Below are 21680 nucleotides of genomic sequence, written 5' to 3'. Positions count from 1 at the left end.
TTTTCGAGCCGGGCCGACGCCCGCAATTTCCGGACTTTACCCCATGACTATGCATCGTTACCGCAGCCACACCTGTGCCCAGTTGAGAAAGAACGACGTCGGCAATTCCGTCCGCCTGTCGGGCTGGGTGCATCGCGTGCGCGACCATGGCGGACTGCTCTTCATCGATCTTCGCGACCACTACGGCCTGACCCAGATCGTCGCCGATCCGGATTCGCCGGCCTTCAAGGTCGCTGAGACCTTGCGCGGCGAATGGGTGATCCGCGTCGACGGCGAGGTCAAGGCGCGGCTGCCGGAAACCGTCAATCCGAACCTGCCGACCGGTGAGATCGAGATTTTCGCGCGCGAGATCGAAGTCCTGTCGGCCGCCAAGGAGCTGCCGCTGCCGGTGTTCGGCGAGCCGGACTACCCGGAAGACATCCGCCTGAAATACCGCTTCCTCGATCTGCGCCGCGAGACACTGCACAAGAACATCGTCGCGCGGACAAAAATCATCGCCGAGATGCGCAAGCGCATGGGGGAGGTCGGCTTCACCGAGTTTTCGACGCCGATCCTCACCGCGTCGTCGCCCGAAGGGGCGCGCGATTTCCTGGTGCCGTCGCGCATCCATCCCGGCACCTTCTACGCGTTGCCGCAGGCGCCGCAGCAGTACAAGCAGCTGATCATGGTCTCCGGCTTCGACCGCTATTTCCAGATCGCGCCCTGCTTCCGCGACGAGGACCCGCGCGCCGACCGCCTGCCTGGCGAATTCTACCAGCTCGACCTCGAGATGAGCTTCGTCGAGCAGGACGACGTGCTCTCTACCATGGAGCCGGTGCTTCGCGGCGTCTTCGAGACTTTCGCCGCCGGCAAGCCGGTGACCCAGGAATTCCGCCGCATTCCCTATGACGAGGCGATGCGCACCTACGGCACCGACAAGCCGGACCTGCGCAACCCGATCGAGATGCAGGCGGTCTCGGATCATTTCCGCGACTCCGGCTTCAAGGTGTTCGCCAACATCCTCGCCAACGATGCGAAAGCCGAGGTCTGGGCCATTCCGGCCAAGACCGGCGGCAGCCGCGCCTTCTGCGACCGCATGAACTCCTGGGCGCAAGGTGAGGGGCAGCCCGGGCTGGGCTACATCTTCTGGCGCAAGGAAGGTGAAAAACTCGAAGGCGCGGGTCCGATCGCCAAGAACATCGGCGAGGAGCGCACCGAGGCGATCCGCCAGCAGCTCGGCCTTGCCGATGGCGACGCCGCCTTCTTCGTCGCCGGCGACCCGAAGAAGTTCGTCACCTTCGCAGGCGCCGCGCGCACCCGAGCCGGCGAGGAGCTGAACCTCGTCGATCGCGAGCGTTTCGAGCTCTGCTGGATCGTCGATTTCCCGTTCTTCGAATGGAACGAGGACGAGAAGAAGATCGACTTCGCCCACAACCCGTTCTCGATGCCGCAGGGCGGCATCGATGCGCTGAACGGCCAGGAGCCCCTCAGCATCAAGGCGTTCCAGTACGACATGGTCTGCAACGGCTTCGAAATAGCGTCGGGCGGCATCCGCAACCATCTGCCGGAAACCATGGTCAAGGCTTTCGAGATGGTCGGTCTCGACCGCGCAACCGTGGAGGAGCGCTTCGGCGGCCTTTATCGCGCCTTCCAGTATGGCGCGCCGCCGCATGGCGGCATGGCGGCCGGCGTTGACCGCATCGTCATGCTGCTCGTGGGGGCCAAGAACCTGCGCGAGATCACCATGTTCCCGATGAATCAGCAGGCCTACGACCTTTTGATGAACGCGCCGTCGGAAGCGACCCCGCAACAGCTGCGCGAGCTGTCACTGCGCGTCGCGGTTACGAAGAAGGAAGGCTAGGACCCGAGCCAAGCCTCTCCTTCTTTTCGAGAAATCGGTTCGACAAAAAAGCCCGGCATCGCTGCCGGGCTTTTCTTTGCAGCTGACTGTCCGATCAGTCTTGGTTCGCCTTGACCTTGACGCCAAGCGTCTTCGGCAGGTCGAGCGGGTTGGACATGGCGCCGGCCATGATCAGCGCGAACGGCACCGACGACGGCGGCTCGGCCGAGATTTCCAGGCTCTTTGGATTGTCGAGGAAGGTATTGACTGCCGCCGAGACTTCCGCCGTCAGCTCGGGATTGTTGAGCTGCGCCATGCCGAACGGCACGATCGCCTTGGCCTGGTTGGCGACGTCCTTGGCCGACATGCCCTGTTGCTTGCCGACATAGTCGAGCACCTTGCCGGTGAGCGAATCGTCCTCGAAGCGCACCGATGCGCCGTTGAAAGAAAGCTGCTGCATCAGGCCGAGCATGGCCATGCCTTGCGCGGAATTGTCGGCGCCTTCCGGCTGGGCGGCGAGCTTCTTCTGCATCTCCTGCATCGACTTGATGAAGTCGAGCGTGTAGCCGCCGAGATTGAAGGTCATGCCGAGCGTGCCGGCATTCTCGACCGAGATGTCATATTTCGACAGCTCCATCTTGCCGTCGCTCGGCTGCCAGGTGCCGGCCATCGCGATGTTGCCCGAGATGTTCTGGTAGCCGAGCGCGTCGATCGCTTCCTTTGACTTCGGATCGTCGACCAGCGACAGGTCGGCGGTGAATTTTTCGGTGTTGGCGGTAAAGTCCATCGCCTTGCCGTCGGCCGGCGGGGTGATCTGGACGGCAAGCCCGTCCATCGCGAACGCCGTCTTGTCGCCGACCTTGACCGTCATGTTGGAGAGTTCCGCCGACTTGTACATCATCAGCGAGCCGAGCGGATCGGTCCCGCCTTCGGCCGGGACCTTCATGTCATGGACGACCACCGGGCTGAGATTGAGCGTCACGCCGTCCTTGCTGTGCTCGAAAGGCGAGGTCGAGAGGGTTGCGATCTCATAGCTGCCATTGGCCTCGCTGACCCCCTCCAGCTTCACGTCGCCGATCGGCAGCGCTTCCTTCTCGGCCGCCGGCTTGATGGAAACACCTTGCAGGACGGCGTTCGAATCGTCGCCGGAGACACCTGTCCAGGAAATCTCGACGCCCTGGGCGGCAAGGGCCGCCTTGATGCGCTCGGCCACCGCCGGATCGGCGGCGAAGGCCGAATTGAGCGGCAGCGTCAGCAGAAAGGTCGAAAAGGCCAGTTTCTTGAGTGTTGAGCGTTGGATTGTCATGGCGAGTTCCCTGTCCTGATTGGCTATTGTGAAATTATTTTTGACATCTGCTCCATCACCATTCCGTGACGAACGGGACGGGAAAAAGGCATTTCCGGGCCCATTTGTCGAAAACGGCGATGAAAAGCAAACGCCGGTCGGCAGCTATTGCCCGATGCGGTGAATTTGTCATGAAGACCGCGGCTTTCCTCCGCCAGCGCGTTGCATTGCCAGATAGCGGCCGCATGTAACGGATTGATGTTGGTCGGCGTCATGTTGCCGACCAAGCCTGTTGCAGATCGGCGGCAAATTGCAGCTGCCGTGGTGCCGCTTCCGTGAAATCCTTCACACCGCCGGCTGCGTGTCTGTAGCCGCGGCGAATGCGCCGACGTTCACGCGGCGCTTGCCGCGAATCACCCGCTCGGCTAGTCCAAATCCATGGGAAAAAGGCTTTTGCCGCCTGATGACAATGGCGGCGGCGATAAAATCGAACCGGTCGATCTGAAGGAAGCGCTCGAGCGGCGCTATCTCGCTTACGCGCTGTCGACCATCATGCACCGGGCGCTACCAGATGTGCGCGACGGACTGAAGCCCGTCCATCGCCGCATCATGCATGCCATGCGGCTGCTGAGACTCAACCCCGATCAGGGCTTCGCCAAATGCGCCCGCATCGTCGGCGACGTGATGGGCAAGTTCCATCCGCATGGCGATCAGTCGATCTATGACGCCCTGGTGCGGCTGGCGCAGGATTTCTCGATGCGCTACCCGCTGGTCGACGGCCAGGGCAATTTCGGCAACATCGACGGCGATAACGCTGCCGCCATGCGCTACACCGAAGCGCGCATGACCGAGGTGGCGAGCGAGCTGCTTTCCGGCATCACCGAGGACGCGGTCGACTTCCGCCCGACCTATAATGAAGAGGACGAGGAGCCGTCCGTCCTGCCGGGCGCCTTCCCGAACCTGCTCGCCAACGGCTCGTCGGGCATTGCCGTCGGCATGGCGACCTCGATCCCGCCGCACAACGCGGCCGAGCTTTGCGACGCGGCACTCCACCTGATCGAGCATCCGGAAGCGCCGGTGGCGAAGCTGATGGATTTCGTCCAAGGACCGGATTTCCCGACCGGCGGCATCATCGTCGACAGCCGCGCCTCGATCCTCGAAGCCTATGAGACGGGGCGCGGCGGTTTCCGCGTGCGCTCCAAATGGGGCCAGGAGGACCAGGGCAGGGGCACCTGGAGCATCGTCGTCACCGAGATCCCCTACGGCGTGCAGAAGGCCAGGCTGATCGAGAAGATCGCCGAGCTGTTGATGGCACGCAAGCTGCCGCTGCTCGAAGACATCCGCGACGAGAGTGCGGAGGACATCCGCATCGTCCTGGTGCCGAAGAGCCGCACCGTCGATCCCGGCATCCTCATGGAATCGCTGTTCAAGCTCACTGAGCTGGAAAGCCGTTTCCCGCTCAACATGAATGTGCTGTCGCGCGGCAAGGTGCCGAACGTGCTCTCGCTGAAGGGCGTGCTGAAGGAGTGGCTCGACCACCGCCGCGAGGTTTTGATCCGCCGTTCGAAGTACCGGCTCGGCGAGATCGAGAAGCGGCTGGAAATCCTCGCCGGCTACCTGATCGCCTATCTCAACATCGACGAGGTCATCAGGATCATCCGCGAGGAGGATGAGCCCAAGCAGGTGATGATGGCCCGCTGGTCGCTCACCGACAACCAGGCCGAAGCGATCCTCAACATGCGCCTGCGCGCTTTGCGCAAGCTCGAAGAGATCGAGATCCGCAAGGAATTCGACGGCCTTACCGCCGAGAAGAAGCAGATCGAGGCCCTGCTGGCTTCCGACGCCAAGCAATGGTCGACGATCAAGTGGGAAGTCGCCAAGGTCCGCGACACGTTCGGTCCGCAGACCGAACTTGGCAAGCGTCGCACCCAGTTTGCCGATGCCCCCGAGCACGACCTGACCGACATCGCGCACGCCATGATCGAGCGCGAGCCGGTCACCGTCGTTGTGTCGGAAAAGGGTTGGCTGCGCGCCATGAAGGGCCACCTGACCGACCATTCGCAGCTCACCTTCAAGGAAGGCGACAGCCTGAAGCTCGCGTTCCATGCCCAGACCACGGACAAGATCCTGGTTTTCACCACCGGCGGTAAGTTCTACACCATCGGCGCCGACCGGCTGCCGGGCGGACGCGGCCATGGCGAGCCGATCCGCATCATCGTCGACATGGAGAACGACCAGGACATCGTCACTGCCTTCGTCCATGATCCCAAACGCAAGCTGCTGCTCGTCTCATACGACGCCAACGGTTTCGTCGTTTCGGAGGAAGAGGTCGTCGCCAACACCCGCAAGGGCAAGCAGGTGATGAACGTCAAGGCGCCGGACGAGGCCAAGCGCTGCATCCCGGTTTCGGGCGACCATCTCGCCATCGTCGGCGAGAACCGCAAGATGCTGGTCTTCCCCCTGGCCGAAATTCCGGAAATGGCGCGCGGCAAGGGTGTACGGCTGCAGAAATACAAGGACGGCGGCGTGCTGGACCTGAAGACCTTCACCCTGGCGACGGGGCTCTCCTGGCAGGATTCGGCCGATCGCACTTTCACCAAGTCGCGCGAGGAGCTGACCGAATGGATCGGAGCCCGCGCCGCCGCCGGCCGCATGGTGCCGAAGGGTTTCCCCAGGACGGGGAAATTTGGGTGAAGCAGCCTTTCCTTCTCGCCTTGCGGGAGAAGGTGTCGCCGAAGGCGACGGATGAGGGGTGTTCTAGCTTGACACGGACTTGAGCTGCGTTGGATGCCGCGATATGGGGTCGCCAACGCCTCACCCCGCTTGAACACCCCTCATCCGTCTCGGCGCTGCGCGCCGATCCACCTTCTCCTACAAGGGGAGAAGGAAAGGCACTATTTGGACTATCGTCACGATTGCTGCACTATGATGGTGCATAAGCATCCATCGAACCATCAGGCAGGGAGCAACGCCGGGTTGAAGCGCGCCGAGATCCAGAAGCCGGGGCAGCGCCTGTTCGGCCTGTCGACGCCGCTGAGGGCGGCCGTCATCCCGCCGCTGTCGGCGGCGCGCTGGCTCCTGGTGCTGATCGTCGCTGCCGGCGTGTATTTCTTCCACGGCTTTCTGTTCCCGGTGCTGGCGGCGCTCGTCATCGCCTTTGCCAGTTGGCCGCTGTACCGCCGGCTGCTCGTTGGTGTCGGCGGCAACCGAACGGTCGGCGCGACCTTGGCGATCCTTTTCATCCTCACCTTCCTGGTGGTGCCGATCGCGCTTGCCGGCACCTATGCCATCAACGAGCTGCGCGAGTGGGTCACTTGGGCGATCGAGACCAATCGCCACGGCGCGGCGACACCGGGTTGGATCGCCGCCATACCGGTCGTCGGCCAGTGGCTGAACGAGCAGTGGACGGCCTATCTCGGCCATCCCGGCGGCATCGGCGAGTTGATCCAGCTGATCAGCGGCTCCAACATCGGCAGCATCTATCGCGGCGCCTTGGCCGCCGGTGGCAGCGCCTTCAGCCTGATTCTGACGCTTCTGTTCATGATGATCGCGCTGTTCTTCGCCTATCGCGACGGCGAGTCTTTCGCGGCCCAGGTCGATCGCCTCGGCGAACGCATCCTGCCGACGCGCTGGGAACGTATCTCGCGCGTCGTGCCGGCAACCATTTCCTCGACCGTGACGGGCATGACCATCATCGCCATCGGCGAGGGCCTTGTGCTCGGCATCGCCTATTGGCTGGCCGGCGTGCCATCCCCGGTGACGCTCGGCGCGCTTACCGGCATCATGGCGCTGATCCCCGGCGGTGCGCCGCTCTCCTTCACCCTGGTATCGATCTACCTCGCCGCCAGCGGCAAGCTTTTCGCCGGCGCGGCCCTGTTCATCTGGGGCGCGGTCGAGCTCTTCATCGTTGACAAGACGCTGCGGCCCAAGCTGGTCGGCGGCCCGATCAAGCTCCCCTTCCTGCCGACCTTTTTCGGCTTGATCGGCGGCGTCAAGACGATGGGTTTCCTCGGCTTGTTCATCGGCCCGGTGTTGATGGCGCTGCTCGTCGCCATCTGGCGCGAATGGCTGCGCGAGGTCGAGATCATGGACGAGCTTCCGCCTGTCGCCGACGAGGCCGGCGCGCCGCCACAGATCGAAGCTGCGGCCGAGCCGAGGAAAGTTCAGGCCGGGTGAACCACGGCAAGCGCGGCACGGCGCTTGCGGCCCTCATGCAATTGCCACAGCGAATGCGCGACCAGCGTCACGATCAGGATCGAGCCGCCGATCAGGCTGTTGCGTGTGGGCTCCTCGGCGAAGATCAGCCAGACCCAGACTGGCGCCAGCACCGTCTCCAGCAGATAGAACATCGCCACTTCCGGGCCTGAAATGTATTTCGGTCCGTTGGCAAGGCAGAAGAACGAGATCGGCATGATCACGGCGCCGTTGAAGACGATCCACCACGGTGCGTTCACGTGAACGCCTTCGCCTGAAACCATGAAGACGGCGAGCGCCAGCGGCAGGATGACGCCGACCAGCGCGGTGAAGCCCATGTCCTCGCCGCTGGCGCGCGAAATGGTGATGGCGAGGGCGACGAAGAAGGTCGAGCACAGCGCCATGAAATCGCCGAACAGATGCCCGGTGCCGACGGAGCCGCCGACGATGATCAGCACGCCGAAAATCATCGCCAGCATGGCGATGACGGTTGCAGGCCGCGGTCTTTCCTTGAGGAAGAGCCATGACAGCAGCGCCGCGAACACGGTGTTGAAGGCCAGGATGAAGACAAGGTCGGCCGTCGAGGTGTGATAAACCGCCGTGACGAAGCATATCCCAGTCATGCCGTAGCAAAAGGCCACGGCAAGTCCCGACCAGCCTGGGATGAGCCGGGGTGCGTTCCGGTCGAACGACCGCCAGACGGCCCACACCACCAGCCCGGCCAGCAAGGTGGTGGCGGTGCGCAACATCATGATCGTCCAGGGTGTGCCGTCGGCGAGCCGGATCAGCGGTATGTCGATGGTCAGTGTGAGGCCGCCTATGGCGGTGATCAGGAGACCTTTCTGGTGGTCGGTGTGGGTGGACACTTGGGCATTCTCGCAAACTATCTTGAGCAGGCGCACAGCGGCCACGCCGCGCTCGTTCCAGCCTGAGGGCCGAAAGACCGGTGTCCTCCTCCTTGAAACAGTTAAGGATGAAGCGTGGGGAGGTTCAGCGACTGACCGCTTCGTGGTCGTAGCGTTCCCAGCCTTTCGGGCCGAGATGCTCCTGCGGCATGAAGCGCATCTTATAATTCATCTTGCGCGAGCCGTTGACCCAGTAGCCGAGATAGACGTGGGGCAGTCCCATCGCCTTGGCGCGGGCGATGTGATCGAGGATCATGAAGGTGCCGAGCGAGCGGTCCTCGAACTCGGGATTGAAGTAGGAATAGACCATCGACAGGCCATCGGCCATCTTGTCGGTGAGCGCGACGGCTATCAGCTCGCCATGGCCCTTGCCGGTTATGAACGTGTCGGGGCCGCGACGCCGGTATTCGATGATCTTGGTGTCGACATGCGTGTCTTCCACCATCATCGCATAGTCGAGCACGGTCATGTCCGACATGCCGCCGCGGCGATGCCGGGCGTCGAGGTAGCTGCGGAAGAGGGAGTATTGCTCCGTCGAAGGCTGCGCGTCATGCATGGCGCCGACGAGGTCGGCATTGTGCTGGATGACGCGGCGCATGTTGCGGCTGGGACTGAATTCCTGTGCCAGGATGCGGACCGACACACAGGCGCGGCACGACTCGCAGGCCGGACGGTAGGCGATGTTCTGCGAGCGCCGGAAGCCGCCTTGCGTCAAGAGGTCATTCATCTCCGGCGCCTTGTCGCCGACAAGGTGCGTGAACACCTTGCGCTCGAACTGTCCCTCCAGGTAGGGGCACGGCGACGGCGCGGTCAGGAAGAACTGCGGCGACTGGGTCGGATGCTGCGTCATCTAATCTTGGAAACGCTCCTGCGAATCGCCCTACCTTTGGCCCGGTCGCCGAAAAATTCAACAGGATTATGCTGCCGCGATGGCCTTGGCCTGTTCATATTTAAGCACGGGCGACGCGGCGGCTTGATGCGTGCGGCCGTGAATCCGTCAGATATCGGTGCGGGTTACGACGGTGCCGAGCAGCAGGTCGTGCAGCGTGCGCTTGCGGTCGGAGAACAGCGTGACCAGGAGCACCAGCGGCGTCAGGATGACGTTGCCGGCCCAGAACAGCACCGAGTGAACCACAGCCGTCATGCCGTCGATGCGGCTGCCGTCGAGCTTCTCCAGGCGAATGCCCATGATCTTCATGCCGGTCGTCGCCTGGTCGTGGCTGCCCAGCGTGTTCCAGATGTAGAGAATGGCAACCATCGGCACCAGCACCGAAAACAGCGCCCAGCCGAGGCCGAAGGTCAACAGCCCGAGAATGGCGACCAGGATGGCGAAGGGAATGGTCAGCAGCGCGACGAAGAAATAGTCGAGCAGGAAGGCGAAAATGCGCCTTGTCCGCACCCCACGATATGCGCGGGTGTCCTCAAACCTCGTCGTGATGATCTCGCCGTCCAATACGCGTGCGTTCATATCCGTTCCTCGATCGCAGCACCCCCGTGGGAATGCCTGCCGCCTTTTCAAATGGTGAGGGCGGCCTGGAATTCAAGGAACGTGCCCGCCACCGCCGGGCGCGACGTCAGAAGATGCCGGGACAGAGCCTGTAGCGAACCCGCCCGAGATAGTCGCGATACTCCTCTGTCAGCGCCAGGATGCGCTCCTCGCGCAGGATGCGATGGACCTGGAACAGGGTAATGATCGCGTAGACGGCGAAATTGTAGAGCGAGAAGCTCGACAGCAGGAACAGGATGTGCCCTGCCAGATAGCCGGCATAGATTGGGTGCCGCACGAACCGATAGGCGCCGCCGGTGACGACGCCGCGGTTGGCCGGCAGGATGGCGAAGGAGCGGCCAAGCGACATCTTACCCCAGATCACCAGCCACAGCGCCAGGAATTGCAGCGGCGCCGCGATATAGAGCGGGATGACGGCAATTCCATCCTGGAGCGATACGAAACCCGAACCGAAAGCGGCCGTCACCGAGATGAATACCGTGAAAGGGCTCCAGTCGCGGACAATCGGCCGGCGCGCCAGCAGCAGCCAGGTAAAGGTCAGAACGTCGGAGATCATGAGCAGCAGGATGTTCAGCCGGCCCGGATCGATGACGAGGTGACGCGCACCGCGATAGACGAAGACCGCGGCGACCACCAGCGCGATGAAACGGAACAGGCCCTCGCGCAGGTCGGTGAGAACCACGCTGCTCTGAAGGCCGGACCAGAAACCGGTCTCTGCGCCAGGCAGCGCATCGCTTTTGGAAATCGCCAACTCTGTTACCCCGGTGGTCCCCTCGACATGGACCATTGCACGCAAGCCTTGCCGTCCGGTTAAGGTTTCTCGTGCTTTTGGTTGCATCGGCGGATTCGCCTACCGAGGAAATGGTGTTGCCTGTTGAACATGACATTCTTCCCGGTCTAGCTTGCTGCGGCGCACAAAGGGACGGGACATGGACTACGACATGCTGGTCATCGGCAGCGGCCCTTCGGGGCGCCGCGCCGCGGTGCAATCAGCCAAGCTTGGCAAGTCGGTGCTGGTGGTCGACAGGGGCCGGCGCCTTGGCGGCGTCTCGGTGCATACCGGAACCATCCCGTCGAAGACGCTGCGCGAGACGGTGCTCAACCTCTCGGGCTGGCGCGAACGCGGCTTCTACGGACGCGGCTACCGGGTCAAGCAGGACATTTCGATCTCGGATCTGGTCGACCGGCTGCACAAGACGCTCGACCATGAGGTCGAGGTGCTGCAGCACCAGTTCATGCGCAACACGGTGAAGAGCGCGCGCGCCGCGGTGAAGTTCCTCACGCCGAACAAAGTCAGCCTGACCGCCGATAATGGCGACCATAGCGAAGTCGGATTCGCCAACGCGCTGATCGCCGTCGGCACCAGGCCGCACCGCCCGGCCGACGTGCCCTTCGACAAGAAGCGCGTCTTCGACAGCGACGAGATGCTGGAGCTCCATCATCTGCCGCGCACGCTGACCGTGATCGGCGCCGGCGTCATCGGCGTCGAATACGCCACCATCTTTTCCGCCCTCGACGTGCCGGTGACACTGGTCGAACCGCGCAACACCATCCTCGACTTCATCGATCGCGAAATCGTCGACGACTTCATCCACCAGATGCGCGACCGCGGCATGACCATCCGCCTCGGCAGCACGGTGAAGGAGATCGCCTCGAAACCCGACCATGCCGAGGTGACATTGGCGGACGGCCGCACCATCCGCTCCGAGATGGTGCTTTACGCCGCCGGTCGCACCGGCAATGTCGCCAGCCTCGGCCTCGACACGGTCGGCATCGAGGCCGACGCCCGCGGCCGCATCAAGGTCGATCCGCAGACTTTCCAGACCAGCGTGCCGAACATCTACGCGTCGGGCGACGTTATCGGCTTCCCGAGCCTGGCTTCGACGTCGATGGAGCAGGGGCGAGTGGCGGCTTGCCACGCCTTCGGGGTTCACCTGCCGCCGCCGCCGGAGAGCTTTCCTTATGGCATCTACGCCGTGCCCGAGATTTCGACGGTCGGCCTGTCGGAAGAGCAGGTGCGCGACAGCGGCGCAGCCTATGAGGTCGGCCTGGCGCGCTTCCGCGAAACCTCGCGCGGCCACATCATGGGCGTCAGCAGCGGGTTCCTGAAGCTGTTGTTCTCGGTCGAGACGCGCCGCCTGCTCGGCGCCCACATCGTCGGCGAGGGCGCCACCGAGCTCATCCATATCGGCCAAGCCGTGATCAATCTCGGTGGCACGGTCGACTTCTTCGTCAACAACACCTTCAACTACCCGACGCTGGCCGAGGCCTACAAGATCGCCGGCCTGGACGCCTGGAACCGGATGGGACATGGGTGAGGGGATCGGGCGAGGCCGGTCGAGCAGCCCCTCAACGCGTGTCTGGACGATGTTCCTATAACATGCCGCGATGGTCTCGATCGTTGATGGCCGCACCGGGCCCCGCCTGGCCCAGTCAGGCGACCGCGACAGGCGCTGCCAGCCACTGCCGCAGGATCGCGGCGTCCGCATCGCCAAACTCGTGGCCCGAGGCGACGATGCGCGCGTCGACCTCGGCTTGGCGTTCGCTGAACAGTGTCACCAGGGCAGAGGCGAAAGGGCCATAGGTCTGGTCGGCCGCCCCGGCAATGATCAACACGCGGCTGCCGCCGAGGTTGGCCATCGGCGAGATGTCGAGCACCGGCATCGCCCTCAACAGCGCTGCCTGTCTGACAATGCCGGGATGGAGCAGCATCAGGCTGGAGACGACATTGGCGCCGTTCGAATAGCCAAGGAAGGTCGCGCGTTGCAGGTCGAGCCGCTGCACCTCCGCGACCTCCGTCACGAACTGGGCATAGGCGGCCGTCTCGGCATGGATGGAGACCTGCTCGAAACTGGTCGGCGTGATTCGCTCGAACCAGCGAAATCCGTCCTCCTGTGGAATGCGGCCGCGCGCCGCGACGATCACCGAACGCGGCGCGATCTGCCTTGCCAGCGGCAGCATCGTCGTCTCGTCGACACCTGACCCGTGCAGCACGAACAGGCACTCGCCGCTTGCGTTCGCCGGCCTCAGCAGACGGTAAGGAAAGGCGAGGTCCCGGCGCAGGATACTGTTTTTATCGCTATATTCGGAAGCGCTCATATCCATTTGATTCCATGAGAGATTCGTTGATTTGCCGGCTTCAAAACGGAATATTTTCGCGCTCCGCGAAAGTTGATTGAACCAGGCGCAATTCGGGCCGTTTTTCCGCCGATACACTCCCCCGTGGGAGGAATCGAAGCGGTGCGCCCCGGGGGTCGCATTTGCTGGCTATGAACAACCAGCTTTGAGGCCTTTTGTCGATGACCACCCCTGTTCCCAACGACCGCGATAAGCGTGTCGGAGAGCGCGATACGCGCATCAATGATCGTGACACACGTATCAACGATCGTGACACGCGTATCGACGTGCTGCGCGCGCTCGCGCTGCTCACCATTTTCGTCGACCATGTGCCTGGCACCGTCTTCGAGAACTGGACCTATAAGAATTTCGGCTTTTCCGACGCGGCGGAAGCCTTCGTGCTGATTTCCGGCATCTCGGTGGCGCTGGCTTACGGCACGAAGTTCAAGCCGGGCGGCCGGTTGCTCGCGACCTTGAAGATGTGGCGGCGCGCCGGGGTGCTCTACATCTCCCACATCGTCATCACGATGGTGGTGATCGCGCTGTTTAGCGCCGCCGCGCTGTTCGCGCACCGGCCGGAAATGCTGGCGATGATCAACATAGAACCCTTGATGCGCAACACGCCGCAGGCGCTGCTCGGCATCGTCACGCTCGGCCACCAGCTCGGCTACAACAACATCTTGCCGGTCTATGCGGCGCTGCTTCTGGCGGCGCCTGCTTTCGTGCTGTTCGTCAGCTATCGGCCCGTGCCGGCGCTGATCGCGTCCGGCTTGCTGTGGCTCGTCGCCGGCATCTGGCAGATCGCGCCGCCGAACTATCCGGAGCCCGGCCTCTGGTTCCTCAATCCGCTGTCCTGGCAATTCCTTTTCAACATCGGCCTTGCCGCCATGCTGCATGTGAAGCGCGGCGGGCGCATCCTGGTCAATCCGTGGCTGCTGGGTGTCGCCGGCATCTATGTGGTCGGCGCGGCGATCTGGGTGCACACTCCGCTCTGGGGTCAGATCACATGGTTCAACCTGCCGGTGGTGATCGGCGGCTTCGACAAGACCTTCCTGTCGCTGCCGCGGCTCTTGCACATTCTTGCGGTCAGCTATCTGATCGTCGCGCTGCCGACGGTCTCCAACCTCTTCCGCGTCCGGCCCGACAATCCGCTCGCGATCCTGGGCAAGCGCTCGCTGCCGGTTTTCATCGCCGGCACGCTGCTTGCCATGGCGGCGCAGGTGCTGAAGCTGATCAACCCGGGCGGCCCGGCCTACGACACGCTGCTGATCGCGGCAGGCATCGCCATGCAGCTCGCGCTCGCGCTCTACCTCGAATGGCTTGCCAGCCTCGGCCCATCCCGCGCCAAGCCGGTGCGCGAGGAGCCTGCGCGTGCGACATTCGGCGTGCAGCCGCTGCCGGCGCGGGCGGGCGGCTACTAGCCGCAGGGCGAGGAAATGCCTGCGATCTATCCGAATTGCCTGAGCCCGCTCAGGCTTTCGGTGCCGGCCCGGTCGAACCTCTGACGACGAACTCGACGCCCATCGTCTCGCGCCGCACCGCGCCATCATGGTCGAGAATCATGCGCGCGGCGCGGCGGCCGATCTCGGTGATCGGCTGGGCGATGGTGGTCAGTGGCGGCGTGGACAGCGCGCCGTCCGGCACGCCGTCAAAGCCGACAATGGAGACATCGCCGGGAACGTCGAGCCCCCTTGCTCTCAGCCAGTCGATGGCGATCAGCGCCATGCGGTCCGACATCGCCAGGATGGCGGTCGGCGGTTCGCCGCTGGCGAAGATCGCCTCGAGGCCGGCCCTGGTGCTTTTTTCCTCGTTCTCGGTCTCATAGACCGGGATTTTCGCCGTATCGATGCCGAAGCGGGAAAGCTCCTCGAAATAGCCCGCAAGGCGATCGCGCGTTCCGGTGTAGACCGCGCTGCGCACCGCTTCCGGCGTTACGAAGCCGGTTCGGTTGTCGGCAAAGCCCAGCGACAGGACGGCGAAACGGCGATGGCCAAGCTCGGCGAGATGGCGCGCGGCGAGCCTGGCGCCGGCGACATTGTCGACGCCGATGGCCGATACGGTCTCGTCCTGGAAGCCGAGCTCCAGCGCAACGAAGGGCAACCTGCGCTCGCGCGTCAGGTCGACAAGACGCGAGCCGCCTTCGATGCAGAACAGTACAAAACCATCGACAAGCGCGCTCTGAATGTTCCAGGCCAGCTTTTCCTGATTGGCGGCCGAGACCAGCGCGATGCCCGCGCCGGTGGCATCGCAGGCTTCGGAAATGCCGGCCATCATCACGCGGGCGAACGGATCGTCGAAGAAGTAGGAGAGCGGCTCGGTGGTGGCGACGCCGATGGCGTTGACCTTGCCGGCGCGCAGCAGGCGGCCTTTCGGGTCTGGACCGGCATAACCCATCTGCTCCGCCACCGCCTTGACCCGCTCGCGCACTTCGGCGCGCACGATCTCGGGACGGCTGAAAACATTTGAGGCCGTGCCATGCGAGACGCCGGCGGCCTTGGCGATGTCGGCCAGCCTGATCGGTCTTGCCTGGCCTTCGAGGAGTGATGCCATGTCGTTCCTCCGAATCCGGTCACGGGAAGAACATGACCGCTGAATTGCTGCTGGTCATCTAACATTTTTGTTGGATCGATTCAAATCCTGCTTGACTTCGCGTGATTGATGCCTATGATTTGAATCGATCCAAGTCCGCTCGCTTTTTGACGGAGCGGTTTCAACAGGAGGGTGCCATGCATCCGGTGAGTTACTTGTTCGAGGACATCTACGGCAACGACTGGGGCATCGCCTCGGCGGCCATTAGCCAGAAGCGGCGCGGCAGAGTGGGTCCCTGGCGCCGCGAACTGCGCTTCCTCGTGGAGCGCAAGCGCGGCTGAACCGTGGCCATTTTTCGTGTCCACGCATTGGATCGATTCAACTTGAGGAGAAGCAGTCATGCATCCGATTGGTCATCTTTTTCAGGACATCTACCGCAACTATTGGGGCATCACGCGCGGAACCGAGCAGCCCGAGCGGCGCCGCGCCAACGACCTGCCTGCGCGCAAGCACAAGCGGCGCGCCGATTAAAAACGCTCGCCGGAAATACCTACGGCCGAGGACGCCACAGCGCCGAGACGGCGATCGCTACCCAGCCGGCGATCAAAAGTGTACCGCCGATCGGCGCCGACATCGGGAACAGCCGCGAGCCGAGAAAGTCGCGGGCGAGCAGATCGCCGCAGAACAGAAGCAGGCCCGCGAGCAGGACGAGGCTGGCGATTCTGAGGCAGCGATTGCCGCCGGCAAGGCCGATGGCAAGGAATGCCGACGCATGCATCAGCAGGAAATTGGCCGCCGTGCCGGTGAAGGCGCCACCGCGATGCGCCGCCGTCGCCGACAGCACTACGCCGGCCGCGCCGACGAGGCCGGCTGCCAGCACGAGGATGCGGCTCCCGCCATCTGATGCCTGCCCGGCAATGCTCATCCTGGATCTCCATGCTGCGGTTGAGGTGGAGGCGCCGGTTTAGGATTCGCCAGCTTCGAGCAGCATATGCCGCGCCCGGCGCGACTGGACAATCCAGTTATAGGCAGCACCGAGCGCCATCAGCACCGCTGTGCCCAGAAACACCGAGCGCATACCGAAATGCCCGCCGACGAAGCCGCCGGACAGCGGTCCCGCGACCTGGCCGACATATTGCGCCGAGATCGCCAGGCCAAGCACATTGCCGCCGACCCCATCAGGGATATTGTGGCGGATGACGCTGGTGATGCAGGGCAACAGTCCGCCCAGCGCCAGGCCCATCAGGAAGCGCAGGCCGATCAATTGCCAGCCATTGGTGACGTAGGCTTGCGGAATGAGCAGCAATGCCGAGACCGCCAGCGCACCGACCACGACGTTCCAGTGGCCGACGCGGTCGGCGAGTTTTCCCAACCAGGACGAGGACAGGATGGTACCCAGCGCCGCCGCGGACATGACGACGCCTGCGACCATGGTCACCTTGCTCTGGTCCTCGACGAGCTGCTGCACATAGACGGTGATGATCGGCTCGATCGACATGGTGGCGAAGGCGAGCAGCATGCCGGTGGCCAGCATGGCGACGATCGGCCGCTTGTCGGGGATCTGCGACCAGCCGCTTTTCGGCTTCGTCGTCGAGGCGGGCTTGGGCGCCGGCGGGTTCTCCTTGATCAGGAAAGTCGTCGCCAGGAAGGCCAGGAAAATGACGGCGCCGGACAGCAGGAAGGTCGCGCGGATGCCGATCAGCGGCGGCAGCAGGCCGCCCAGCAGCGGTCCGACCAGCGAGCCCGCCGTGATGCCCGCCGCCAGCACGCCCAGCGCCCAGCCGGAGCGCTCCTTGGGCGTCTGCATCGCCACCAGGATCGTTGAACCCGATGAATAACCGCCGGCAAAACCGATCAGCAATCGAAGCAGCACCAGCTGCCAGACGCTCTCAACCATGCCGGTCAACGACATGCAGATCGCCATGCCGAACGAAGCGCGTACCAGCATCAGCTTGCGGCCGTAGCGGTCGCCCAGCCGTCCCCACAAAGGCGCGACCAGCGCGGCCGCGAAGAAGGTCGCGCCATAGGCGATGCCCGACCACTGCACGATCGCCGCGTGGCCCTCGGCGCCGAGCTGCTCGACGTACAGCGGCAGGAACGGAAGAAGCAGCGTCATGGCGACAAGCGTGCTGAACGAGCCGGCGAAGCAGACGGCGAGATTGCGTCGCCAATGGATGTTGAAGCCGCTCTGTTCGGGTTCCTTGGGCGTCATGTCATGCGTGCCAATGCTGGGGTTGTTGCGGATACCAATTTGGGATACCAAGCTGGTATCCGTCAAAATGCGAGCGCCGTCAACGCGGCTTGGAAAACGGGACGACAAATGTCGCAGATGCAAAATGTCGAAAGACAGCTTCGCGAGATGATCCTCGGTTTGGAGATCGGCCCGGGCGAGCGGCTGACCGAGCGCTGGATCGAGAGCCGCTTCGGCGCGTCGCGCACGCCGGTGCGGGCCGCATTGCTGCGCCTGGAGACGGAAGGGCTGATCGGCCGCGACGGCCGCGGCTGGACGGTGGCGCCAATCAACCTTGCCGAACTCGGGCAGATCGCCGTCTACCGCGAGGCGGTCGAAGTCGCGGCGGTTCGCCTCACGGCGGCGCTCGAAGACCGTGGCGGCATCGACGTGATCGCGGCGATGCTCGATTCCTGCGATGCTGAGACGCCGCGCGAGGAGTGGCATCGCGTCGGCCTGGATTTCCACATCGAACTGGCAAGGCTTTCCGGCAACGAGTTTCTGCTCAGGGCGGTGCGCGACGCGATGACCAGGCTGTCGCGTGCGCGCTGGCTGGAGGTGCGCGATGAGAAGGCGCTCGGCCGTGCCTGGGCCGAACATCATGCCATCCTCGCCGCCGTCAGGAGCGCCGATGCCGATGAAGCGGCGCGACTGCTTTCCGCTCACATCGCCGGCAGCCGAGATCGGCTGGTCACCTCATTGCATGACGACCGGCGCGGTTTGCGCGCACGCGGGTTTGCCGTGGTCGCGGCTTGAGGGAAAGCGTCGACACAACGCCGGTTGCATTAGCGGGCTTGCAACATGGCCGGGAGAATGCTGTAGGAGACGAGGGGAACTTGCTGAACTCGCGGACGTATGGCCACACTCTCTCGAACCGCCGCAAAGCTGTTCTATTACGCGCGCAATTTCGCGCGCGACCGCGCACCGCAGTCCCTGTTTCGCGACCGCCTCGCCAGCCGGCTTGAACAGGCCATGCTTTCGGGCAAGACGGTTCGCGAGCGGCTGAACTACTACAACAAGCTGGAACACCCGTTCGTGCCCAGTCCGGACGCCGTAGCCGTCGGCAAGCTGCCGTCCTCTTCCAGCATGTATTATTACGACCTCAAGGAATTCGCGCGCTATTTCGATCCCGGCCTGCTGATCGATTTCGAATTCGGCGACGTTGTCGGGGTTCCGGAGTTCCCGAGGATCGTCAAGGACCGGCCCATCGGCGACGACAATGCGAACGGCGTGCTGATGAAGCTGAACAAGTTCCGTCACTTCTACATGCCGCCCGACAACCTGTCTTTCGCCGCCAAGCGTCCGATGGTGGTCTGGCGCGGTCATCTCAACAATCCGATTCGCACCCGCTTCGTCGAAAAAGCCGCCGACCTGCCGATTTGCGATGCGGGTTCCCACAGGGCCGATGCGCCGGACGGATACCGCAAGCCGTTCCTGAACATCGAGCAGCAGCGACAGTATCGCTACATCGTCTCGCTCGAAGGCAATGATGTCGCGACGAACCTGAAATGGATCATGAGCTCCAATTCACTCTGCCTCATGCCGGAACCGACCTACGAAACCTGGTTCGCCGAAGCCCAGGTCGAGCCCAACGTCCACTATGTGCCCCTGCAGCCGGATTTCTCCGACCTGCTCGACAAGGTGGCCTATTTCGAAAAACATCCCGACGAGGCGGGACGGATAACCGCCGCCGCCAATGCCTATTGCCGCAGATTCGGCAATGAGCAGGACGAGCAGGCGATCTCGCTGCTCGTCCTCTACAAATATTTCGTGCTGAGCGGGCAGATTAAGCCCGACGCGGAAGTCTCGCGCTTTATCGCCGGCTGAGCGTTTTAAGCGTGAGAGCGGTCGAGCACCTCGTCGGCCGGCCCGAAACGATCCCTGGCCGTGAACTGCTGGTGCCAATAGGGATAAAGCACCGGCGGCCGGCTGACGATGTCGAGACGCTGCCGTTCGTCCTCGGTGAGCGACAGGCTTGCCGCGGCGAGGTTGTCCTTGAGCTGCGCCTCGTTGCGCGCGCCGATCACCAGCGAGCTTACGGCCGGTCGGCCGAGCAGCCAGGCAAGCGCCACCTGCGCGCCCGAAACGCCGCGTGCCTTGCCGATGAAGTTGAGCACGTCGACAATGCGCCACAGGCGATCCTCATCGCGGATCGGCGGTTCCGTCCAGCCGCCGATCTGGCGCGCGGTCGGGCTGTCGCGATGGTATTTGCCGGAGAGCAGTCCGCCGGCCAGCGGGCTCCAGACGAGCACGCCGAGGCCCTGGTCGACCGAGATCGGCAGCAATTCGTATTCGGCCTCCCGCGCTTCCAGCGTGTAGTGGATCTGCTGAGTGATGAAACGGGCCTGATGGCGGCTGTCGCTGACGGCAAGAGCCTTCATTACCTGCCAGCCCGACCAGTTGGAGCAGCCGATATAGCGGATCTTGCCCTGATTGACCAAGGTGTCGAGCGCCGCGATCGTTTCCTCGACCGGGGTGAGCCCATCCCATTGGTGGACGAAATAGACGTCGATGACGTCGGTCCTGAGCCGCTTCAGGCTCTTTTCGCACTCGCGGATCAGGTGATGGCGCGACAGGCCTTCGTCATTGGGGCCGGTGCCGATACGCATGCGCGCCTTCGAGGCGATCAGCACATCGTTCTTGCGCTTGCCGCCAAGCGCCTCGCCGATGATCTCTTCCGACAGCCCATTGGAATAGACGTTTGCGGTGTCGATGAGGTTGATGCCGGCATCGATGCAGGTGTCGATGATGCGTTGGGCTTCCGAAAGATCCGAATTGCCGACGGCGGCGAACGGACCGGTGCCGCCGAAGGTCATGGTGCCAAGCGTCAATGTCGAGACTTTCAAGCCGGATCGGCCGAGCGTGCGGTATTCCATGTCGGTCCTCGCAATTTGTTTTGAAGAAGCGCCGTGGCGAGCGCCGGAAAGAGCGAGGGATTTGTAGGACAATTCCCGCCGCTTGTCGCCCCGCTATCGATACGGGGTCGATCACATATCTTCCATGTCGATGCAGCTGCCGGGCGATTGCAATAAAACCGTCATTGCGCCTCTGTATCTCAGTCGGCTTACGGAGTGTCCGGCCGGGGCTTCCGAAGCGGTGATGGCTGACAGGCAGACGGAGCAGCGCGATGAATGAACTGAAACCGAATTCCGGAGCCAAGGACTGGCTGGAGGCCGAGCTCGAGGATACGCTCGACGAGGACTATGAGCTGGAGCTGTCCGAGCCGGCGCTCTCGCTCGAGATCGCCAAGATCTACAAGAAGTCGCATCCGCCCTCCATCGAGCGCATGACCTATTTTCGCGAGCTGCTCAGGCTGCAGTCGGAGCTGATCAAGCTGCAGTCCTGGGTCGCCTACCACAAGAAGAAGCTGGTGGTGGTCTTCGAAGGCCGCGATTCCGCCGGCAAGGGTGGCGTCATCAAGCGCATCACGCAGCGGCTCAATCCGCGCATCGCCCGTGTCGTGGCATTGCCGGCGCCGACCGAGCGCGAGAAGTCGCAATGGTATTTCCAGCGCTACGTGCCGCATCTGCCCGCGGGCGGCGAGATCGTGCTGTTCGACCGCTCCTGGTACAACCGCTCCGGCGTCGAGCGGGTGATGGGCTTTGCCAATGGGGACCAAGTCGAGGAGTTCTTCCGCGACGTGCCCGAATTCGAGCGCATGCTGGTCCGTTCCGGAATCACCCTGGTGAAATACTGGTTCTCGATCACCGACGAGGAGCAGCAGATGCGCTTCCTGATGCGCATCCACGATCCGATGAAGCAGTGGAAGCTCTCGCCCATGGACCTGCAGTCGCGTGTGCGCTGGGAGCAATACACCAAGGCCAAGGAAGAGACCTTCGCCCGCACCAACATTCCGGAAGCGCCCTGGTTCATCGTCGAGGGCAACGACAAGAAGCGGGCACGGCTGAACTGCATCGACCATCTGTTGCAGCAGATGCCCTATGAGGAGGTTCCACACGAGGAAATCACGCTGCCGGAGCGCGTCTTCAATCCAGAATATGAGCGCCAGGTCCTGCCGCGCGAACTCTACGTGCCGGAGAAGTATTGAGGCGCCCTCCTTCTCCCCTTGTGGGAGAAGGTGGATCGGCGCGCAG

The 21680-nt window shown here is 63.4% G+C and carries 21 protein-coding genes; 10 read left to right on the top strand and 11 right to left on the bottom strand.

Going from position 1 to position 21680, the window contains the following annotated elements:
* Positions 1-49 precede the first annotated feature (49 nt).
* On the top strand, positions 50-1840 hold the full coding sequence (gene aspS / locus LB526_RS07160) for an aspartate--tRNA ligase (protein WP_224627285.1): 1791 nt from the start codon (positions 50-52) through the stop codon (positions 1838-1840).
* Between the two features lie 94 nt (positions 1841-1934).
* Here aspS and LB526_RS07155 read toward each other — a convergent pair whose 3' ends face one another.
* On the bottom strand, positions 1935-3125 hold the full coding sequence (locus LB526_RS07155; protein ID WP_095767710.1) for a hypothetical protein: 1191 nt from the start codon (positions 3123-3125) through the stop codon (positions 1935-1937).
* A gap of 23 nt (positions 3126-3148) precedes the next feature.
* A complete protein-coding gene (locus tag LB526_RS07150) occupies positions 3149-3379 on the bottom strand; it encodes a hypothetical protein (protein ID WP_224530754.1) in 231 nt (76 codons plus the stop codon).
* Positions 3380-3542: 163 nt separating this feature from the next.
* Between LB526_RS07150 and parC the strand changes: the two genes are divergently transcribed.
* Both parC and LB526_RS07140 read left to right on the top strand, forming a co-directional pair.
* On the top strand, positions 3543-5798 hold the full coding sequence (gene parC / locus LB526_RS07145) for a DNA topoisomerase IV subunit A (RefSeq protein WP_224627030.1): 2256 nt from the start codon (positions 3543-3545) through the stop codon (positions 5796-5798).
* 231 nt (positions 5799-6029) lie between these two features.
* Entirely contained in the window at positions 6030-7280 is a 1251-nt protein-coding gene (locus LB526_RS07140; RefSeq protein WP_224627029.1) for an AI-2E family transporter, read from the top strand.
* On the opposite strand, the gene LB526_RS07135 is transcribed toward LB526_RS07140, so the two are convergent.
* The 4 genes from LB526_RS07135 to LB526_RS07120 all read right to left on the bottom strand — a co-directional run bounded on the left by LB526_RS07135 (position 7268) and on the right by LB526_RS07120 (position 10461).
* Positions 7268-8164: a DMT family transporter gene (locus LB526_RS07135; protein WP_224627284.1), complete on the bottom strand. Its 897-nt coding sequence runs from the start codon at positions 8162-8164 to the stop codon at positions 7268-7270. The genes LB526_RS07140 and LB526_RS07135 overlap by 13 nt on opposite strands.
* Before the next feature lie 124 nt (positions 8165-8288).
* Positions 8289-9053, bottom strand: coding sequence for an arginyltransferase (locus LB526_RS07130; protein WP_224627027.1), 765 nt, complete (start codon positions 9051-9053; stop codon positions 8289-8291).
* Positions 9054-9200: 147 nt separating this feature from the next.
* Complete coding sequence (locus LB526_RS07125) at positions 9201-9671, bottom strand: RDD family protein (protein ID WP_224627025.1); 471 nt, start codon at positions 9669-9671, stop codon at positions 9201-9203.
* A 106-nt stretch (positions 9672-9777) separates the two neighbouring features.
* Complete coding sequence (locus tag LB526_RS07120; RefSeq protein ID WP_224627023.1) at positions 9778-10461, bottom strand: methyltransferase family protein; 684 nt, start codon at positions 10459-10461, stop codon at positions 9778-9780.
* A 178-nt stretch (positions 10462-10639) separates the two neighbouring features.
* Between LB526_RS07120 and sthA the strand changes: the two genes are divergently transcribed.
* Positions 10640-12028: a Si-specific NAD(P)(+) transhydrogenase gene (sthA, locus tag LB526_RS07115; RefSeq protein ID WP_224627021.1), complete on the top strand. Its 1389-nt coding sequence runs from the start codon at positions 10640-10642 to the stop codon at positions 12026-12028.
* A gap of 115 nt (positions 12029-12143) precedes the next feature.
* Here the strand turns inward: sthA and LB526_RS07110 are convergent, their stop codons facing one another.
* Positions 12144-12809 (bottom strand): alpha/beta hydrolase, encoded by a 666-nt coding sequence (locus LB526_RS07110; protein ID WP_224546765.1) that lies wholly within the window; start codon positions 12807-12809, stop codon positions 12144-12146.
* Positions 12810-13009: 200 nt separating this feature from the next.
* Here LB526_RS07110 and LB526_RS07105 point away from each other — a divergent pair, with 200 nt between their 5' ends.
* Positions 13010-14248: an OpgC family protein gene (locus LB526_RS07105; RefSeq protein ID WP_224546775.1), complete on the top strand. Its 1239-nt coding sequence runs from the start codon at positions 13010-13012 to the stop codon at positions 14246-14248.
* A 49-nt stretch (positions 14249-14297) separates the two neighbouring features.
* Here LB526_RS07105 and LB526_RS07100 read toward each other — a convergent pair whose 3' ends face one another.
* Positions 14298-15377: a LacI family DNA-binding transcriptional regulator gene (locus LB526_RS07100; protein WP_224546776.1), complete on the bottom strand. Its 1080-nt coding sequence runs from the start codon at positions 15375-15377 to the stop codon at positions 14298-14300.
* 176 nt (positions 15378-15553) lie between these two features.
* On the opposite strand from LB526_RS07100, the gene LB526_RS07095 reads away from it, so the two are divergent.
* On the top strand, positions 15554-15697 hold the full coding sequence (locus LB526_RS07095; RefSeq protein WP_224546778.1) for a hypothetical protein: 144 nt from the start codon (positions 15554-15556) through the stop codon (positions 15695-15697).
* A 58-nt stretch (positions 15698-15755) separates the two neighbouring features.
* On the top strand, positions 15756-15887 hold the full coding sequence (locus tag LB526_RS29550; RefSeq protein ID WP_263483149.1) for a hypothetical protein: 132 nt from the start codon (positions 15756-15758) through the stop codon (positions 15885-15887).
* Between the two features lie 19 nt (positions 15888-15906).
* On the opposite strand, the gene LB526_RS07090 is transcribed toward LB526_RS29550, so the two are convergent.
* Together LB526_RS07090 and LB526_RS07085 are read right to left on the bottom strand one after the other, a co-directional pair.
* Entirely contained in the window at positions 15907-16281 is a 375-nt protein-coding gene (locus LB526_RS07090) for a DUF423 domain-containing protein (RefSeq protein ID WP_224530734.1), read from the bottom strand.
* A 39-nt stretch (positions 16282-16320) separates the two neighbouring features.
* Entirely contained in the window at positions 16321-17568 is a 1248-nt protein-coding gene (locus LB526_RS07085; protein ID WP_224530798.1) for an MFS transporter, read from the bottom strand.
* 108 nt (positions 17569-17676) lie between these two features.
* Between LB526_RS07085 and LB526_RS07080 the strand changes: the two genes are divergently transcribed.
* Positions 17677-18342: a GntR family transcriptional regulator gene (locus LB526_RS07080; protein WP_140842662.1), complete on the top strand. Its 666-nt coding sequence runs from the start codon at positions 17677-17679 to the stop codon at positions 18340-18342.
* A 99-nt stretch (positions 18343-18441) separates the two neighbouring features.
* The gene (locus LB526_RS07075; protein WP_224627019.1) at positions 18442-19413 is read left to right on the top strand and encodes a glycosyl transferase family 90; all 972 of its coding nucleotides are present in this window, start codon (positions 18442-18444) and stop codon (positions 19411-19413) included.
* Positions 19414-19418: 5 nt separating this feature from the next.
* Here LB526_RS07075 and LB526_RS07070 read toward each other — a convergent pair whose 3' ends face one another.
* Positions 19419-20462 carry an aldo/keto reductase gene (locus LB526_RS07070; RefSeq protein ID WP_224530732.1) on the bottom strand — a complete coding sequence of 348 codons (1044 nt, stop codon included), beginning with the start codon at positions 20460-20462 and terminating at the stop codon, positions 19419-19421.
* A gap of 251 nt (positions 20463-20713) precedes the next feature.
* Here LB526_RS07070 and ppk2 point away from each other — a divergent pair, with 251 nt between their 5' ends.
* Positions 20714-21634, top strand: a complete 921-nt coding sequence (gene ppk2 / locus LB526_RS07065; protein ID WP_095767696.1) for a polyphosphate kinase 2 — start codon at positions 20714-20716, stop codon at positions 21632-21634.
* Positions 21635-21680: the final 46 nt, after the last annotated feature.

This window comes from Mesorhizobium sp. CA6 (assembly GCF_020165035.1).
Taxonomy (GTDB): domain Bacteria; phylum Pseudomonadota; class Alphaproteobacteria; order Rhizobiales; family Rhizobiaceae; genus Mesorhizobium.
The sequence above is the reverse complement of the archived record's forward strand: the minus strand, read 5'-3'. Positions and strand labels throughout refer to the sequence as shown.

Coding starts and splice junctions, on each gene's coding strand:
- LB526_RS07140 (WP_224627029.1), top strand. CDS start 6,030: ATGATGGTGCATAAGCATCCATCGAACCATCAGGCAGGGAGCAACGCC.
- LB526_RS07085 (WP_224530798.1), bottom strand. CDS start 17,568: ATGACGCCCAAGGAACCCGAACAGAGCGGCTTCAACATCCATTGGCGA.
- sthA (WP_224627021.1), top strand. CDS start 10,640: ATGGACTACGACATGCTGGTCATCGGCAGCGGCCCTTCGGGGCGCCGC.
- aspS (WP_224627285.1), top strand. CDS start 50: ATGCATCGTTACCGCAGCCACACCTGTGCCCAGTTGAGAAAGAACGAC.
- LB526_RS07100 (WP_224546776.1), bottom strand. CDS start 15,377: ATGGCATCACTCCTCGAAGGCCAGGCAAGACCGATCAGGCTGGCCGAC.
- ppk2 (WP_095767696.1), top strand. CDS start 20,714: ATGAATGAACTGAAACCGAATTCCGGAGCCAAGGACTGGCTGGAGGCC.
- parC (WP_224627030.1), top strand. CDS start 3,543: ATGGGAAAAAGGCTTTTGCCGCCTGATGACAATGGCGGCGGCGATAAA.
- LB526_RS07110 (WP_224546765.1), bottom strand. CDS start 12,809: ATGAGCGCTTCCGAATATAGCGATAAAAACAGTATCCTGCGCCGGGAC.
- LB526_RS07105 (WP_224546775.1), top strand. CDS start 13,010: ATGACCACCCCTGTTCCCAACGACCGCGATAAGCGTGTCGGAGAGCGC.
- LB526_RS07095 (WP_224546778.1), top strand. CDS start 15,554: ATGCATCCGGTGAGTTACTTGTTCGAGGACATCTACGGCAACGACTGG.
- LB526_RS29550 (WP_263483149.1), top strand. CDS start 15,756: ATGCATCCGATTGGTCATCTTTTTCAGGACATCTACCGCAACTATTGG.
- LB526_RS07090 (WP_224530734.1), bottom strand. CDS start 16,281: ATGAGCATTGCCGGGCAGGCATCAGATGGCGGGAGCCGCATCCTCGTG.
- LB526_RS07130 (WP_224627027.1), bottom strand. CDS start 9,053: ATGACGCAGCATCCGACCCAGTCGCCGCAGTTCTTCCTGACCGCGCCG.
- LB526_RS07070 (WP_224530732.1), bottom strand. CDS start 20,462: ATGGAATACCGCACGCTCGGCCGATCCGGCTTGAAAGTCTCGACATTG.
- LB526_RS07150 (WP_224530754.1), bottom strand. CDS start 3,379: ATGACGCCGACCAACATCAATCCGTTACATGCGGCCGCTATCTGGCAA.
- LB526_RS07155 (WP_095767710.1), bottom strand. CDS start 3,125: ATGACAATCCAACGCTCAACACTCAAGAAACTGGCCTTTTCGACCTTT.
- LB526_RS07075 (WP_224627019.1), top strand. CDS start 18,442: ATGGCCACACTCTCTCGAACCGCCGCAAAGCTGTTCTATTACGCGCGC.
- LB526_RS07125 (WP_224627025.1), bottom strand. CDS start 9,671: ATGAACGCACGCGTATTGGACGGCGAGATCATCACGACGAGGTTTGAG.
- LB526_RS07080 (WP_140842662.1), top strand. CDS start 17,677: ATGTCGCAGATGCAAAATGTCGAAAGACAGCTTCGCGAGATGATCCTC.